We start from the raw sequence: 17,941 nt of genomic DNA on the forward strand, positions 1-17,941 counted from the left end.
CGAAACGACTATCCCGATGTCTGTCTGGCCTGCTGAATCGCCCGACGTTTCTGTGCATAACGTTTCACAAGTTCGTCCGAGACGACGCCGACCAGAATTACTGCACCAATGATAGCAAATTCCAGCTGGGAGGGAATCCCCAGCATGGTGATTGAATTACGCAGAACCCGCATCAGAGCGGCACCGATTACCACTCCCAGAATCGTCCCTTCACCGCCGCGAATGCTGCATCCCCCCAGTACCGCTGCTGCAATCGCGTACAGTTCATAGAAATTACCAATCCCCTCGGGCTGGACCGAGTTGATATCCAGACCAAACAGGATGCCCCCGATACCTGCCAGGAACGAGCAGATCACATACGCCGTAATCACAACTTTATCGGTTTTGATGCCGGAATACCGGGCGGCTGCTTCATTGTTTCCGATGGCTTTCAGATAGCGGCCAAAAATCGTTTTATTCAGCAGGAAAGCAGCCAGCAGAGCCAGGCCGAGCATGATTAAGAACGGCACAGGTAGCTTGAATCCTTCGATGAAGGGGAGATCGATTTTACCGGTCGCCAGATAGCGGAGTCCTGCATGAGCCGTACCGAAGCCCTGGGTTTGATCCTCGGTAATCCCCCGGGCGACACCCCGATAGATCAACAGGCCACACAGAGTCACGATAAAGGGTTGCAGTTTCAATTTGGTAATCAGTAAACCATGCGCGAGGCCGATACAGATCGAGAGAGCGCCGACGATCAGGAAGGCAAGCGGAACGGGAACCCCTTTGGCCAGCAGGTATGGCAACATGGTTCCAATCAGGCAGATCACCGAACCGATTGACAGATCAATGCCGCCGGAAATGATGACAAAGGCAACGCCAATACTGATAATGCCAAACAGGGATGTGAGTCGCGTCACATTCTGAATGTTGTACGCAGACACAAAGTTCTCATTCGAGACGGCAGTCACGCCGCAGACAACTATCAGTAAGATTAGGATTCCCAGTATTTTTTTCATGATTCTGATTCTCAGGTATGATTTCAGCTTAGATGATCATTGCGTCTGACTATGGCTGAGTGTCTGGCCGGTCGCCAGTTGCATGATGGCCTCCTCGCTCAATTCATCGCGGGAGAGTTCGCCAGTCATTTGTCCCTCATGCATGACCAGCACACGGTCAGAGATACCGCGGATTTCTTCCAGATCGCTACTGACGAAGAGGACCGCCATGCCTTGAGAGGCCAGTTGATTCATCAGTGTGTAAATTTCTTCTTTTGCCCCAATGTCAACGCCGCGGGTGGGCTCGTCGAGCAGCAGTACGCGGGGATTCATGGCCAGCCATTTTCCCAGCACGACCTTCTGTTGATTTCCGCCAGATAAAAACTGCACGATCTGACGATCGCTGGGAGTTTTGATCTTCATCGCCGCGATCATTTCTTCGGAGATATTGCGTTCCTGATTGAAGTTAATTCTACCCATTGACTTTCGATCGCGCGTCAGGCTGGCCAGACTCATGTTTTCGCGGACTGCCATCTCCAGAACCAGCCCCTGCAGTTTACGGTCTTCGGGTACGAGTGCCAGACCGGCACGAATTGCATCTTTAGGAGAATTGATCTGCACTACCTGTCCGGCCACAGAGATGGAACCGCTGAGAGGGGAGTCGATGCCAAACAGCACCTGCATCAGTTCTGTGCGGCCTGCTCCAACCAGTCCTGAAATGCCAACGATTTCATTCTGCCTGATCGAAAAATTGATGAAGAGAGACGGATAAGCGGGCGTGCGGAGCTGCTTGACTTCCAGAACGACCGGACCGGGTTCATGGGGTGTATGCGGGAAAAACTGGGAGACATTTCTGCCCACCATCAATTGCACCATCCGTTCGTGAGAGATGGAGTTGCGATCCAGATCCCCGGCGTTTTCTCCATCGCGTAAGACGACGACCCGATCAGCCAGGTCATTGACCTCGCCCAGCCGATGGGAAATGTAAATCACACTGACCCCCCGCGCCTTCAGCTCGCGGATGACGGCAAACAGGGCCTCCGATTCATGCAGAGAAAGGGACGAGGTAGGTTCATCCATAATCAGGATTCGGGCATTGATCGAAAGAGCCTTGGCAATTTCGACCATCTGCTGCTGTCCAACGGTCAGATCCCCCACCAGGGTTTGCGGGGGGAGATTCAGCCCCACCTGTTTGAGCAGTTTTTCGGATTCAAGGTAGGTCTGCTGCTGATTAATCACATTCCAGGAAGCGGGTTCACGTCCCAGAAAAATATTGGCTGCAATGTCCAGATTCTCACAGAGGTTCAACTCCTGGTGAATCAGGGCAATCCCGTTCTCCAGCGCAGCCTCTACGTCGGAGATTGAAACTTCTGCACCTTCAATCAGCAGTTTTCCCGAATCTGGAGGCTGGACACCCGCCAGGATTTTCATCAGCGTACTTTTACCGGCACCATTTTCACCAATGACGGCCAGTACTTCTCCATGGTTCAACGACAGGCTGACCTGTCTCAAGGCCTTAACGCCAGGAAACTGTTTGGAGATCTGAGCTACTTCGAGAAGTGGTGCCGGATGAGCCGTGGCAGGACTACTCATCCTTCTGCGGTTCTTTCTGCTGTTGTGGGTAACGGAGGTCTGGTGTTGCTCCCGGATCTATTTTCTTTGCAGATTTTGTTGGCTCGCTTGCGGACTGACCCTGATCCTTTTTTGCAGAATCGCCGAGCAGGGATTTCAGTTCAGTCCAGAACTCCTCTACATTGTCCTTACGGATTTTGCGAGCCGGAATGTGCAGAATTTCGTTCTCCGGGATCACCGACTTGTCACCGTTGGCGAGTGCTTTTAAAACGCGGACCGATTCGTAACCGTACTGGTAAGGATTTTGAACGACGGTGCCTACGACCGTGCCATCCATGATTCCCTGCAGGCTGGCTTCATTTTCGTCAAATGAGACAACCTTGATTTCTTTCAGTTTACCGGCGTCACGAATCGCTTCCAGACAGAGCGGGGGATTGTAGGCAAACAGACCGACCATGCATTTTAAATTGGGATACTTGGCAATCGCGTCTTCTGCATTCGCTTTGGCCTGCGGATGGTCGAAGTCGTCCGTACGGGTATCCAGAATAGCGTATTTGTCATTCTTGATGACCTCACCTGGTTCATCGTAGCGGGAACTGTCATGCGAGCGATCCATCAGTTCGTCAATCACACCCTGTCTGCGTTGACGGGCATTGGCCTGCCCCAGCCGTCCCACAAACAGCATGACCTCGCCTCCATCCGGCAAGGCTTCTTTGACCAGTTCTCCGCACATGCGACCGGCGGTGTAGTTATCCATGCCGATATAGCACTGACGGGGGCTTTCCGGTGCGTCGGAATCTTGAGTGATCAGAATCGATCGCTCGGCGATTTCCTTTAACAGCTCATTCTGATTTTCCGGATCAATCGGACTGATGGCAATGCCATCGACGTTTTGTGCCAGCAGTTCCTGAACCATTCGCTTCTGATCTGCCACACCTTGAGGAGGCATTCTCACTTCGACATTCACATCCAGATCTTCACCCGCTTTTTCAACACCTCTCTGGGCAATCACCCAGAACGGGTCGACTCCGTTTGTGACGAAGGCAACCGTTTTCTTCCCGTTGTCTTTCTGCTGGTTACAGGCGGGTAACAGGAGTGAAATAATTAAGATAGTTGCTAAAAGGGTGCAGCTCCGAATCAGTTCGCGACAGTTCATCAAGTGAGGCTCCTTGTATTTATTGTGCGTAAGATCAGGTCGAATGAAATGATGATATTATGATGATTGACTCAGTCACATGATGCAATGATTTCGTAGAAATATCGAGTATACCCGGGCCAAATCAATAAATAAAAAAGAATACAGACTGGTTTTCAATGCTTCAATTGGCTGTTATCATAAGAGATCGCCTAGCCGGGGCACTCTCTCCTCCGTTACAGGCTTACCTTCCCGTGTGATTGATCTCTTGAGACGATCTGCTGGAACAGACTATCAGTCTCACCGTTCAAAGGCACAATCCCATTCAACTTCATACTTCATCTAACTTTTAATGCATTACAGGGGCAGCAACGTGATTCAAGCACTTAAAACATTGTGTATTGCTACCAGTGTTCTGCTGGTATCCCAGGCCATGCTCGCGGCCAAAGATTCCAGCGCACCCGATTCGACTCAAGTCTGGACCTTCAAACAGAAAGAACACGGGTGGACTCCCTATCGTGACTGTACTCTGGATGTCAAAGACAATCTGCTGCAGGTAAACAGCACTGGTAAAGATCCCCATTTTGGCCGCGAACTCAAATCCCCGGCGGGTTGGAAGAAAGTCAAAGTCCGTCTGCGGGCTCCCTATCGACTGCGTGGAGAACTCTACTGGAAAACAGAACAGAAAAACGGGTATGCGGATGAACGATCCGAGAAGTTCGATACCCGTGGAAATAACAAAGACTGGCAAGACTTGACCTTTGTGTTTTACGCGGACTCTCCTCTGACAGGACTCCGCTTCGATCCCTCCAGCCGAAAAGGACTCGTAGAAATCGAGTCGATCTCGCTGGAAGATTCTGAACCGCCGCGTTCTGCGACTGCCACCCCGGTCGATCAGATCAAGTTGCTTGAAGGTTACAAAGTCGAATTACTTTACTCGGTACCTACCGATGTCGAAGGGTCGTGGGTCAGTATGACGATTGATCCAAAAGGTCGTCTGATCGCCTCTGATCAATACGGTGCTCTCTATCGCATCACCCCGGCCAAGATCGGTGCTAAAACTAACGATACCCAGGTTGAAAAACTGAATGTCGATATGGGTATGGCGCATGGTTTGCTCTATGCCTTCGACAGTCTGTACGCCGTCGTGAATGGTGGGGATACGCGTCCTTCCGGTCTCTATCGTCTTAAAGACACCAACGGAGATGATCAGTTCGACGATGTGCAGTTCCTGCGTGAGATTAAAGGTGCCGGAGAGCATGGTCCGCATGCGATCATTCTCTCTCCTGACAAAAAGTCACTCTACATCGCTGCCGGCAACCATACCGATCTGCCCAACCCTGAAAAATCACTCGTTCCCCGCAACTGGGATGAAGACCTGCTGCTGCCTCGTCTGTGGGATGCCCGCGGACATGCGGCTGGTAAGCTGGCACCCGGTGGTTGGATCTGTCGCACCGATCCGGAAGGGAAGGAGTTTGAATTAGTCAGTAGCGGTTTCCGTAATGAATACGACATCGCCTTCAATCCAGAAGGGGAACTGTTTACTTACGATGCCGACATGGAATGGGACGTGGGATCTCCGTGGTACCGTCCGACGCGTGTCAATCACGTGACCAGCGGCAGCGAATTCGGCTGGCGTTCCGGAACGGGCAAATGGCCTGCTTACTATCCCGACAGTCTGCCGGCTGTGGTAAATATCGGTCAGGGCTCGCCCACAGGGATTGTTTTCGGAACCGGAACCAAATTCCCTGCGAAGTACCAGCAATCGCTGTTTATCTCCGACTGGAGCTACGGCATCATTTACGCCGTGCATATGAAACCCCAGGGGGCGTCTTACGTCGCGACCTACGAAAAATTTGCTTCGGCGACCCCGCTGCCTGTTACTGATCTGGTTGTCAATCCGGCAGATGGCGCACTGTATTTCACAATTGGCGGACGTCGCACTCAGTCAGGTCTGTACCGGATTACCTACACCGGTAAAGAATCGACGGCTCCCGTGTCGGCGACTCCAGCCGAACTGGCCGGTTACCGGGCACTGCGTCGTGATCTGGAAAAATATCACGAACAGCAGAACGAAGAAGTCGTTTACAAGGTCTGGCCTTACCTGGGACATGCCGATCGTCACATTCGTTATGCAGCCCGGATTGCCCTGGAACATCAGCCTGTCGAACAGTGGCAGAACTGTGTGCTGATCGAACAGGATCCCGCTACGTTGATCAATGCAGGGATCGCGCTGGCCCGGAATGGAAAACCAGCAGTGAAACACGCCCTGCTGGAAAAATTGAGCGGCCTCGACTGGGCAACGTTGTCTCAGACCGAGAAAATGGATCTGCTGCGTCTCTATCAGCTCGTCTTCATCAGACTCGGTGAACCAACTGAGCGGGAACGGATTGATGTCCTGGCACAAATCGACAAGTCTTATCCAGCCAGTGATGTTTTCATGAACCGGGAACTCAGTCGTCTGCTGGTATATTTGAACGCACCGAAAGTGATCGAGCGAACTCTGGCACTGCAGGACAAAGCCCTGACTCAGGAAGAGCAGATTCACTATGCCAAAGTGCTCAGCAGTCTGGCCAGTGGCTGGAACAATGACCTGCGGAAACGTTATTTCGAATGGTATCTGAAGTCGACTGCTCACAAAGGCGGAAGATCGTTTGATAAGTTCCTGGTTAACATCCGTGCGGAAGCCATCAAAACGCTGACTGATGCGGAAGAGAAAGCTCTCAAACCGGTTCTGGAAATCAATCTGGAAAAAGCTGAGCCGGTTCCCCAGGGACCACCGCGGCCAGTTGTGAAAAAATGGACAGTTGATGAACTGTTACACGCGGCCAATAACGATGATGGTCAGCGGAATTTTGAACGGGGCCGTGAAATGTTTGCTGTGGCAGCCTGTTTCAAATGTCATCGGTTTGCCGGTGAAGGGGGAACCATTGGACCCGACCTGACCGGCGTCGGTGGGCGTTTCAATGCCCAGAACCTGCTCGAATCGATTATCGAACCTTCCAAGGTTATTTCCGATCAGTACGCCTCCACCATGTTCATTCTGGATGATGGTCGCGTTGTCAACGGGCGGGTCATTAACCTGAGTGGTAAAAACCTGATGGTGCTGACCGATATGACCAATCCCAGTGATCTGGCGTCGATTAACCGAGATAGCGTTGAGGAGATGATGCCTTCCAAATCATCCATGATGCCGACCGGGCTGGTTGATACGCTGACGAAGGAAGAAGCCCTTGATCTGCTCGCCTACCTGCGATCTGGTGGGAATTCAAAACATGAGCTGTTTAAGAAGAAGGATTAGAATCAGCGCGAAGTACCTTGTTTCCCCATTGAAGTACTTCGCAACTGCTGATTAACTTATCTTGCTATGACGTAGACTCCTGAATTCCATCCCGGAATCAGGAGTCTACTTTTCTTTCGGGACAACTGTCTGAATCAATGCAGGGCTGAGGCGGAATAATGAATGATTCACAATACATCACACGCCGGGACTTGCTGGCCAGTGCTGCTGCACTCGCGTGTGGCGTTTCTACCCAACGTGGCTATGCGATTTTGAAAAATCAGGTGAAGCCAAAGTCGGTCGCAGCGGTGATCTCCATTTATGAGCCAGGGACTCACGCTGATGTGCTGATTGGGAAAATCCTGGAGGGCTGGAAACAGGATGGCGGACCGGGACCTGCACTGAAGCTGTCGTCCTTATATGTAGATCAGGTTTCTGATCGGGACCTCTCTCGCGGGATGGCTGAAAAATATAACATACCTGTTTTCGATACGATCGAAAAAACAGTCACGGTGGGTGGTGATCAGATACCCGTGGATGGTGTCATCAGTATCGGGGAGCACGGTGACTATCCCTTCAATGAAAAAGGTCAGCAGCTCTATCCGCGTCGTCGTTTTTTCAAAGAGATTACCGATACTTTCCGCAAGTATGAGCGGGTTGTACCTGTCTTCAATGATAAGCATCCCGGACCGGTCTGGAATGATGCCAAATGGATGTATGATCGTGCTCGGGAGATGAACATTCCTTTCATGGCCGGTTCTTCTCTGCCCCTCACATATCGGAAACCGGAAATCAAAGTCCCCCCTGGCTCTGAAATTGAAGCGGCGGTCGGCATTGGTTACTCGGGGCTCGACATCTATGGCATTCATGCCCTCGAGAGCTTTCAGTGCCTGGTGGAACGCCGCCGGGGAGCGGAAACAGGCGTGAAATGGGTTCAATACCTGGAGGGGGCTGCCATGTGGGCCGTTCTCGATCAGGGGATTGTCTCGCAGGCTCTCTTCGATGCGGCACTCGCTGAAGTGCCGAAAGTGAGGGAAGGGGATGTCCGCAAAGATCCTGATGCGGGGCTGTTCCTGTTTGAATACAATGATGGCTTTTTGGGAGCCGTCTTCATGCTGCAGTCCGTGAATCGAACGTCAGTGGCCCTGAAGCTCAAAGGTCAGTCACAACCGCTGGCGACCCAGTTCGAAGAGCGTACCGAACCCGCGCATCCGCATTTCGCCTACCTGCTGAAAGCTATCGAACGCATGTACCATACGGGACAACCCAGTTATCCCGTCGAGCGTACGCTGTTAACCAGCGGGATCCTCGATCGTACTCTGAATTCACGGTTTCAGGGTGGTAAAAAACTCAGTACGCCCGAACTGGCGATTCGTTATCAACCTGTTGATTATCCTCACGCTCCCTTGCCAGATCTGAGCTCCAATCCGTCACTGCCTTTACCTGACTGAAACAGATGGATGGTCATCGATTCAGGTAGTGTCACTCTCAAACTGTAGTCAGCTCAGTTCGATCGGTCGGCCAGCTTATCTTTCCGTTTGACGTGCAGTAGGACGGGGATGGAAGTCTGTCTGCCTTCCTGATCAGCACGCAGGTGGAACAGCCGGGTTGTTTCAGGCACCCATTTCGCGGCGGTCAGGTAGAATGTTCGTTCGCTCTGATCATCCAGCAGCAATAAACCGTTCAGGCCGATGTTGTCGACAAACACGCCATGTGGCAGATTTCGGCCGGCATATTCACGACCAAAGCCGACGACACCTTTGTAACCATCCCTCAGCACCACAACCTTAGCTGCGATTGTTTCACCTGGATGGATCGTCAACTCCAGCGGTTTGTCTGGGATTTCAGCCAGTTGATCTCCGGCGATACTCAATCCGTCTGAATCGAGGGCGACCATCCGAATCATGAGACGCGGCTTCTTCTGAACCTGGACCACGCCGAGAGGATTGACATCATGGCTGACTTCTTTGCCCGCGATGGTCGCGGTGGCGGAGACGTTTACACTCTTGTAACGGCTATCTGAGGGACGGGGAGCAACCAGGGGGCCGTTCGTTTCCTCAACGGGATCGGCGTAAATTGTCCCATAAGCCCGGTCGTGACCAGCCTGAATGATGATGGGGCTGGTAACATGCAGGCCAGGGGGAACATCAGAAATGTCTACGCGGATCGGGCCATCAAAACCATCAATTCGCTGGGCGACCAGTTCAATTTCCTGTCCACTGCCAGCGTTGACCTTGGGATTGGCTCCATTCAGTGTCACTTTGAAATCGGGCTGACGGGGACGAACTGTCAGATCATAATGAAAATCCTGCCCTTGAAAACCTCGCACGTCCGTGACACGCACCAGGTAGGTGCCATCCTTGGGGGCTTTGAAGATCAGACGCGAGTCATCTCCCAGCTCGCGTCTGCCATCGTCGTTGTTCTCGTAATAGATCGTAAACACCGGCAGTCCATTGGGAGGTAGTTCGGTTCCCGCAGGATAGGGATCGACGATATAGCAGGGTTCGTGTAACGCATGCGTGATCGGCGAGGTGCCAAAATAGGTATAACGCCGACCGAGACCCGGATAAACGTTGAACCCCGAATCGGGGCCACGGGGGTAGAGCCAGAGTTTGACGACTTCCCCGTTGCAATACAGGTACTCATTCAATTCCATCTCCCGCCAGTTGTGGATGCGGAAATCGTTGACGATGTTGGAGTCCTTGCCGCGGAAGGTGAAATACGAGTCACGTACTGCCCGCAGCAAGACGCGGGGAATCTGGTTACCTTCTGCGTCTAGAACTTCAATTTTGGAATCGAGTTTGGATTTCTTGCGGGCGGCTTTGGTTTCAATCAACCATTCCTGGCCCGCTTTGGATTGGAACCGGTACAGGTCGACATCGGTTTGTCCGGGCTGAGACTCGTTGATCAGACCGCTGGCGACGACAGAAACTCCCTTGAGAGGCGTGGCCTGACCAGGCTGGTTGTTGGGTTCCTGTTCTTTAATTTGCACTGCTGTCGCAGAGGCCATTGGTGTGAATTCATCTGTTTCAGGGGACTGTCGGGCAATAATCTGTCCGGTGCTGCCTGCAGGAAGGCTGGCAGGCAGGGTAAACCGTTTCAGCTGTCCGTTACTGAAGCCCACGATGGCTGTCTGTGAATCTGGTGCAAAAGCGACCGACGTGGGGATTGCGGGCAGATTTTCAATCACATGCAGTAACTGCAACTGGTCTGCATCCCAGATTTTCAGCGAACGGTCATCCGAAATGGAAGCCAGCCATTTCCCATCCGGGGAATAAGTGATCTGAATCACCGGGCTTTCATGCGCGAAGCGGGCAATCACCAGGGGATTGATTCGTGCCGACTTCCGGGAAACAAAACGCCATTTGCGGATCCGGTTATCGGCCCCCGTGGCGACGATGTAGTTTCCGTCCGGGCTGAAGCTCACTGATGTCTGTTCCTTGAGAGGTTGACTCAGTGTATCCAGCCGTTCTCCCGTGGCGACCTGCCAGACTTTGACTGTAGCATCTGCAGAGGCACTCGCGAGTGCCTTCGAGTCCGGGCTGAATGCGAGATCAAATATCGCACCGTTGTGCCCGCTTAACGTTCTGGCTTTTTTGCCGGTTGCGATATCCCAGAGAATAATGTTGTTATCGTAACTTCCGGTCGCCAGCCATTTCTGGTCCGGGCTGACCTGGGCCGCATAGAGAACATCTTTATGGCCCACAAATTCGTGAAGCTTTTTCCCGGTGGTCACTTCCCAGATGTCCGCCTGTCCGAACAGCCCTGTCGTTCCCGAAGAAGTGATCAACCACTTGCCGTCGTTACTGAAGCGAACCGAATTCACTTTTCCGGGCAGACCTTTGATGGTGCGTGCCAGTTTGTTCGATTTCCCTGATAGCAGGTCAATCTCCGAGAAACGGGCGATGGCAATCAGGTCGCTTGCGGGAGACCAGACCAGCGATGCGATCGGTTTGGAGATTCCCTGTGCCGGTTTGATCTCAGGAACGGTCAGTTCCATCCGCAACGGTTCCTTGCCTGAGGGGCCTTTAGCGCCCTGATTGACCCATTCTGTCAGCACCGCGATTTCAGCAGCCGTCAGTTTCTCGCCACTGTCTTTCGGAGGCATGACAGGTTTAAGTTCGCCCTTGATCATGCGGATCAGTCGACTTGATTGACTGTCACCCGGCAGGACCGCAGGGCCATGTTCTCCCCCTTTGAGTAGACCAGCGAAAGTCTCTGTCGAGAATTTTCCTTCCCCATCGTCTGCTGAATGGCAGCCTTCACAATATTTGCGGAGCAGGGGGGCAACCTGCTTTGAATAATCAATGGGCGCTTCCGCAGCCGGAACTGACTGCGGGAGAACCAGCAGCAGGCAGGCGGTAACCAGCAGGAATTTATCAGAAAGTTTTAACATGGATAGCCTCAAGTGAGCGACTTTAAATCATGGTATGAATTTTGTTTATGAGTTCGATCTCATCAATGGTTAAACAGAAACTCGCGGCTGCTGAGCACGCCCCAGAACAGGTCTTCTACGACCTGGCGTCTCTCTGCCTGCGGGGTCTCTTTCAGAATATTGAGCAACTGGGTGTTTTCCTCTGGAGTGGGTTTCCGCGAGAGGCACAGCAGATAAATCTGCTCCACCAGTTCCTGGTCTGACTGTTTCGCATTCAGCAGTTTTGTAACCCGACTCTCTTTGGCTTTGAGTTTGTTGTTGATGGTGTCCCCGTTCGAGAGGTGCAGGACCTGAACCATCGTTGGTTCTTCGGAACGTTCGCATTCGCAGGTGATCATCCGCTCGTTGCGTCCGAAGGTTTTCAGGAAGTAGGAGATCACAGACGAATCATATAACTGAATTGCCCGGGTCCCTTTGGGATAAAAGTCCGTTTTCTGTGGATTGGGTTCGTAATACTTTGTGAATTCATCCGGCACTTCCGTGACCTGCGAAATGGCATCCAGCAGGACTTCGGCCATCATCCGCCGGGGATAGTAGCGGGAATAGAATCGTTTTTCGTCTTTGTTTTCAGGCAGAGGTTGACTGCTGCGCTGGTAAGCAGCTGACTGCAGGATGACCCGCATCAGTGCTTTCAGGTCGAAGTTCTGGTCTTTCAGATAGTCGGATGCAGCTGACAGCAACTCTTCGTTACTTGCGGGGTTTGATTCCCGCATGTCGTCCACCGCTTCGACCAGTCCGACTCCGAAGAAGTTGGCCCAGACGCGGTTTGTAATGGAACGACTGAAGAAGGGGTTCTCTTTCGCCGTCAACCAGTCTGCCAGATAGACGCGGCGGTCTTCGGGAGCATTGATGTCAATCGGCACGCCATCCAGGGGAGTGGGGGGCTGAGGTTTCCCCGTCAGCGGTTGCGCCAGGTCTCCTTTGGTCGCTACAAACAGGGTGCGAATACCATCGCCCGAACCCTGGCTGCCACCCCAGCCCTTAGCCCGTACGCGGGCGAAGAAATTCGCCATCGCGTAGTATTGGCCGTTGGTCCATTTTTCGAGTGGATGGTTATGGCATTTCGCACAGCCGATGGCCAGGCCCAGAAATGCCTGGCTCACATTTTCGGTCATGGATTCCGGATCCTGGTGGATCGCGTAAAAGTTGGTCGCACCGTTTTCGATGCTGCTTCCCTGGGCGGTAATCAGTTCGTGTACCAGCTTGTCCCAGGGAGTGTTCTGCTTCACATGCTGATAGATCCAGTCGTGATAGGCTTTGACTGCCTGGGGACGAATCAACTCGCCATTGACCAGCAACAGGTCAGACCATTTGTAGGTCCAGTAATCCACGAACTCGGGGCGGTTTAACAGCTGTTCAATCAACTGGTTGCGTTTATCCGGGCTCTGATCAGCGAGAAAGGCTTTGACTTCGGCCGGTGTGGGAAGGGTACCTATTGTGTCGATGTAGACCCGGCGGACAAATTCGGCATCGGTCGCCTGGGGCGAGGGGGGCAGGTTCAAACGTTTGAGCTGTTTGATGACCAGCTCATCGATGAAATTGTGTTGCGGTGATCTGGCATAGACGTCCGGATTGATGTCCTGCGGATAGGGAGACGTGATTTTGGAGATCGCGACTTTACTGGAGAAGATACAGACGATCGCGCCTTCCCCGTATCCGGTGACTTTAATATTTCCTGAATCATCCACCTCGGCGACGCTTTCATTCACGGAGGAAAACGCGGTCCAGCGGGTGACATCGCGGATAGAGTTGTCCGAGTAGCGGGCCTGGACCAGCAGACGCTGTGATTGTCCTTTGGTGAGAATCGAACGCCCGGGAAGGACCTGCAGGCTTTCGATGACGGGATCCTGTTCAGCCGGCGGTGTTGCGCCCTGGGCGATCCATTCGGAGAGAATCCGGTATTCCCGGGAATCGGTTTCGAAGCGGACGCCCCCTTTGTGCGGAACCGCTCCGGTAGGTTTGATCAACAGCAGACTGCGGGCCGGGTCTGACAGCTCGATGCGTCGTCCGCGTGCCTGTTTGACAATGGTGTGGAAGTCACCGGGGACATCGTACGCTTTGAGTGAGAGACGAAAGCCCCCTTTGCCTGCCAGGGCGCCGTGACAGGGGCCTGAATTACAGCCTGTCTTGGTCAGGACCGGTTCAATATCGTTGCGAAAACTCCAGCGATGCGGCTGGTCGAGACCACTGACGGTGACCTGGCTGGTTGATTTAGACGAACCGGACTGGACGGTAATCTGGGCTGTGCCATTCCCGACCGGGACCGCGGTCTGATCTTCAATCTTGACGACATCCGGGTTGCTGGATGTCAGCTGGAATGGAGTCGTGACCGGTCCAGTGACTTCATCATTGGTCAGTGTCTGCACCGAAAGCCCCTGGCGGGCTTCACTGCCACGCAGATCGATGGATTGCGGGAACAGCTTAATGGCTGTGTCTGTTTCTGCTGCCGCCTGAGAGTGTGCAGGACAGAGCACGCCAGCAAGGCAGGCGACGAGCAGGATGGATAAGACAGATGTTCGAGGAGTCATTGAGCACTTCTCTTCGTGTTATAATTAAAACAGTCGTGGTTTGATCAAAGTACGTAACGGCCGCGCAGCGACAAGGGCAGTCTGTTCCTCGTTAGGGTGAGGGACTCAACGTCTCTTTAGTCTCAGTTGAGGAGTCTCAGTTGAGGTTTGAACTGAGGTTACGCATTAAAACAGTTCACGGATTTCCTGCTTACCCACATCCACCAGCGGGAAGGGGCGACCGGCGGGGCCGGGGAGCACCGTGTGTAGATCGAAGCCGAGGCTATGGTAAACGGTTGCTGCCAGATCCCCGGGAGAAACCGGTCGATCTGCAGGCACACCACCAATCGGATCGCTGCTGCCGACCACGCGTCCACCCTGGACGCCTCCGCCGGCAAAGTAACAGGTAAAACATTGAGGCCAGTGGTCACGGCCTCCGGCTGGATTGACTTTCGGGGTGCGGCCAAATTCCGCCACATTGCAGACCAGGGTTTCGTCCAGCATGCCCCGGTCGTACAGATCTTCAATCAAGGCGCTGTAAGCCTGATCGTACATAGGGGCGACGATATTCTTCATACCCTCAATGGAGGTGAAAGGTTTCGAGCCGTGAATATCCCAGGTGATTTCGTTGAACACGGTCAGGAAGGTGTTGATCGTTACGAAACGCACGCCGGCTTCCACCAGACGGCGGGAGAGCAGACAGCATTGCCCGAAGCGGTTCATACCGTAACGTTCACGGACCTTCATGGGTTCTTTGGAGAGGTCAAAGGCTTCGCGGGCCTCTTTACTGGTCATCAGGCGATAAGCCGAGTGAAAATTGCCGTTCAGCAGTTTGGCGTCCTCGGTCGATTCAAAATGATCGATGGTGCTGTCAACCACATCGCGGATTTTACGACGCCGTTCCAGACGGGCCGAGCCGATCTCCTGGGGAGGCAGCATGTCGGGAACTTTAAAGTTCGGTTTGGAAGGATCGGCCATCAGGGCAAAAGGATCGTGAGCTTTACCCAGGAAGCCGCCCGCCTGACCATTAGGCAAGTTTCCACCGCCGCGTCCCATCGTTTCGGGGAGTACCACGTTGGCGGGCAGGTCGGTTTTGCGGCCTCGCAGATAATCGACCACGGAGCCGATGTGAGGAGTATTGATTCCACCCGTGAAGAGCCGACCGGTCTGCATCATCTGCCAGCCGGCATCGTGGACCGCTGCCGCGGTATGGTAACAGGAACGTACCAGCGAGAATTTATCGGCGACGCGTGCATGCAGCGGGAAAATTTCGGAAATATTGATATCGGGGGAGGCCGTATTAACGGGCTTGAAGGGACCCCGGATTTCGGATGGTGCCTCCGGCTTCATGTCGAAGGTGTCGAGCTGACTCGGGGCACCCAGATTGAAGATCATAATCGCCGCGCGGTTGTCGTTCTTCTTGTCGACCATCCCGCGTTCTTTAGCTTCGAGGTACTGTGGCAGTGAGAGCCCCATAGCGCCTAATGTGCCGACTTGCAGAAAGTCTCTGCGGGTGACTCCGCTGCAGGTATGCGCTGTGCCTTTGCCAGTGAACTTCAGCATGATGAACCTCAATGTGTGGAATACGAATTAGGATCTGTCAGCGGCGGGATCCGGCTATAAATATCAGTCAGACGGAAACTGAACCACTGCGCGAATTTCCTACTCGCGCAAGAAAACCCTGATTCGTTTATTTTCGCATATCGTAGACGCTAAGATCAACATCGTCTTGTAGGAATGACGCATAAATTTGTATTATTTACGCATGCAAGATCCTCAGAATTTCCGGGACGATTTCCTGAAACGCCTTGACAACAAACTCCATCTGGAAGAACTCTTCAACTACATTCCCGATGCTTATTTCTTTGCCAAGGACGCACAGGGACGTTTTATCAATATCAGTCGTGCCTGGATGGATGTGCGAGCGATTCCCCGCGAGGAAGACATCATCGGCAAGACCGATTTTGACATCCATCCCAAGGATCTCGCAGAACAATACGTGGCTGAAGATCAGCGGGTGATGGAATCTGGTACTCCACTTCCCAACCAGGTCTGGTTAATTCCCGATCGCCAGGGAAATCTGAAATGGTATCTCTGCAGTAAGATTCCCCTGTTCGGCGATGGCGGCAAGGTGATCGGTGTGGCCGGCGTGTTACGTGACATCAAAGTTGCCGGCTCCGAATTTCAGTCTTACCAGGAACTCGACCAGGTGATCGCCTACGTCCTGGAACATTACCAGGAACGCATCCAGATTTCCGAACTGGCCGATCTGATCTTTCTTTCTGTCAGTCAGCTCGATCGGAAATTTAAAAAGCTGTATCAGATTACTCCTCAAAAATATATTCTGCGGGTCCGCATCAATGCCGCCTGTCAGCTGCTAACGAGAACCGAAAAACGGGTGTCCGAAATCGCCCTCGAATCTGGTTTTTATGATCAGAGTTATTTTACCAAACAGTTTGTCAACCTGATGGGGCTCTCTCCTTCCGAGTACCGTAAACGTTTTCGGCAGGAGACGGAGATTGCCTGATTCACATTGATCAGGCAATCAGCTCATCAATCACGTGACCACCCACATCGGTCAGGCGGAATCGGCGTCCGCTGTAGAGGTAGGTCAGCTTTTCATGATCCATTCCCAGCAGTCGTAAGATCGTGGCGTGTAGATCATTCACATGCACTTTGTTCTCCGCTGCTTTGAAGCCGATTTCATCGGTGGCTCCGTATGTCGTTCCCGCTTTAACGCCACCGCCGGCCAGCCAGGTGGTAAACGCGTGCGGATTATGATCGCGTCCTGGATTCGCCCCTTTTTGAGCGATCGGCAGGCGGCCGAATTCACCGCCCCAGATCACCAGCGTTTCATCGAGCAGGCCGCGGGCCTCCAGGTCTCCCAGGAGAGCGGCGATCGGCTGATCGGTTTCGCCGGCGAAGCCACTGTGATTTCCTTTGATGTCCTGGTGTCCGTCCCAGCTCCGCTGATTCTCCATCCCGCCGGAGTAGATCTGTACGAAGCGGGTTCCCCGTTCCACCATCCGCCGCGCGATCAGGCATTGTTTTGCGAAATGCTCACACTGCTTGTTGCCAATGCCGTACTGATCCTGCAGGTGTTTCGGCTCCTTCGAAATGTCTAATGCTTCGGGAGCCGCACTCTGCATGCGATACGCGAGCTCAAAACTTTCGATGCGGGCCGCCAGTTCCTGGTCTCCTTCGTTCTGTTCCAGATGCTGTCGGTTGAGAGCTTTTACGAGATCAAGCTGCGAGCGCTGGCGTCCTTTGTTGGTTAATACTGACGGCGGTTGCAGGTTGTCGATGGGCTCACCGGTTGGTCTGAGATACGTTCCCTGGTAAACGCTGGGCAGAAACCCGGCGCCCCAGTTCAGGCTGTGTCCTTTGGGTAGACCGCGTCCCAGGGGATCGGACATCACCACGAAGGCCGGCAGGCTGTCGCTTTCGGAACCCAGTCCGTAAGTGACCCAGGAACCGACACAGGGATGCCCCATTTTGGGGACGCCGCAATTCATCATGAACAGCGCGGGGCTGTGATTGTTTGATTCTGTATGCCCCGAGTGAATGAAGGCCATCTTATCGACGTGCTGGGAGAGTTGCGGGAAAATATCCGAGACCCATTTCCCTGATTCGCCATACTGTTTGAATTTGAAGGGGCTTTTCATCAGCGGTCCGACCGCGTTTTGAAAGAAGCCGGTCTTGTTGTCAAACCCTTCCAGAGCCACGCCATCCCGCTTTTCCAGTTCGGGTTTATAATCCCATGTATCAACCTGGCTCGGTCCACCATTGATAAACAGCCAGATGACCGCTTTTGCTTTCGCGGGCATATGGGGTTCTTTCGGTGCCAGCGGATTGTTGGGGCGCACAGCCGGAGCGGCCTGGCTGGTTTCCAGGAGTCCCTCCTGTTGCAGCAGGCTGAGCAGGCCCAGCGTACCGATGCCGCTGCCGGCTCGTTTGAGCAGCTGTCGGCGGGCCATTAATTGATTGAGTGAAATGGTCGGCAGTTCTGTGATAGGTTGTGACATCCTGTTTCTC

The 17,941-nt window shown here is 53.2% G+C and carries 10 protein-coding genes; 3 read left to right on the top strand and 7 right to left on the bottom strand.

Features of this window, described 5'->3' with window-relative positions; all coding sequences use genetic code 11:
- Positions 1-8: 8 nt before the first annotated feature.
- Genes RID21_RS28900 through RID21_RS28910 form a run of 3 tightly spaced genes read right to left on the bottom strand, consistent with a single transcriptional unit; the run spans position 9 to position 3,705 of the window.
- Complete coding sequence (locus tag RID21_RS28900) at positions 9-998, bottom strand: ABC transporter permease (RefSeq protein WP_149337612.1); 990 nt, start codon at positions 996-998, stop codon at positions 9-11.
- A gap of 36 nt (positions 999-1,034) precedes the next feature.
- Positions 1,035-2,570, bottom strand: coding sequence for a sugar ABC transporter ATP-binding protein (locus RID21_RS28905; protein WP_350195036.1), 1,536 nt, complete (start codon positions 2,568-2,570; stop codon positions 1,035-1,037).
- Positions 2,563-3,705: a sugar-binding protein gene (locus tag RID21_RS28910; protein ID WP_350195038.1), complete on the bottom strand. Its 1,143-nt coding sequence runs from the start codon at positions 3,703-3,705 to the stop codon at positions 2,563-2,565. The genes RID21_RS28905 and RID21_RS28910 overlap by 8 nt, the downstream gene beginning before the upstream one ends.
- Positions 3,706-4,057: 352 nt before the next feature.
- Between RID21_RS28910 and RID21_RS28915 the strand changes: the two genes are divergently transcribed.
- Together RID21_RS28915 and RID21_RS28920 are read left to right on the top strand one after the other, a co-directional pair.
- Complete coding sequence (locus tag RID21_RS28915) at positions 4,058-6,985, top strand: c-type cytochrome (protein WP_350195040.1); 2,928 nt, start codon at positions 4,058-4,060, stop codon at positions 6,983-6,985.
- Positions 6,986-7,143: 158 nt separating this feature from the next.
- Positions 7,144-8,415 (top strand): hypothetical protein, encoded by a 1,272-nt coding sequence (locus RID21_RS28920; protein ID WP_350195042.1) that lies wholly within the window; start codon positions 7,144-7,146, stop codon positions 8,413-8,415.
- A gap of 53 nt (positions 8,416-8,468) precedes the next feature.
- Here RID21_RS28920 and RID21_RS28925 read toward each other — a convergent pair whose 3' ends face one another.
- From RID21_RS28925 to RID21_RS28935, 3 genes are all read right to left on the bottom strand, one after another.
- The gene (locus tag RID21_RS28925; RefSeq protein WP_350195044.1) at positions 8,469-11,360 is read right to left on the bottom strand and encodes a c-type cytochrome domain-containing protein; all 2,892 of its coding nucleotides are present in this window, start codon (positions 11,358-11,360) and stop codon (positions 8,469-8,471) included.
- A 62-nt stretch (positions 11,361-11,422) separates the two neighbouring features.
- Positions 11,423-13,927, bottom strand: coding sequence for a DUF1549 domain-containing protein (locus RID21_RS28930; protein ID WP_350195046.1), 2,505 nt, complete (start codon positions 13,925-13,927; stop codon positions 11,423-11,425).
- Positions 13,928-14,092: 165 nt separating this feature from the next.
- Entirely contained in the window at positions 14,093-15,469 is a 1,377-nt protein-coding gene (locus tag RID21_RS28935) for a DUF1501 domain-containing protein (protein ID WP_350195048.1), read from the bottom strand.
- A 202-nt stretch (positions 15,470-15,671) separates the two neighbouring features.
- On the opposite strand from RID21_RS28935, the gene RID21_RS28940 reads away from it, so the two are divergent.
- On the top strand, positions 15,672-16,433 hold the full coding sequence (locus RID21_RS28940; protein WP_350195050.1) for an AraC family transcriptional regulator: 762 nt from the start codon (positions 15,672-15,674) through the stop codon (positions 16,431-16,433).
- Between the two features lie 10 nt (positions 16,434-16,443).
- On the opposite strand, the gene RID21_RS28945 is transcribed toward RID21_RS28940, so the two are convergent.
- Positions 16,444-17,931, bottom strand: coding sequence for a DUF1501 domain-containing protein (locus tag RID21_RS28945; protein ID WP_350195052.1), 1,488 nt, complete (start codon positions 17,929-17,931; stop codon positions 16,444-16,446).
- Positions 17,932-17,941 lie beyond the last annotated feature (10 nt).

Source organism: Gimesia sp., from assembly GCF_040219335.1.
Classification (GTDB): domain Bacteria; phylum Planctomycetota; class Planctomycetia; order Planctomycetales; family Planctomycetaceae; genus Gimesia.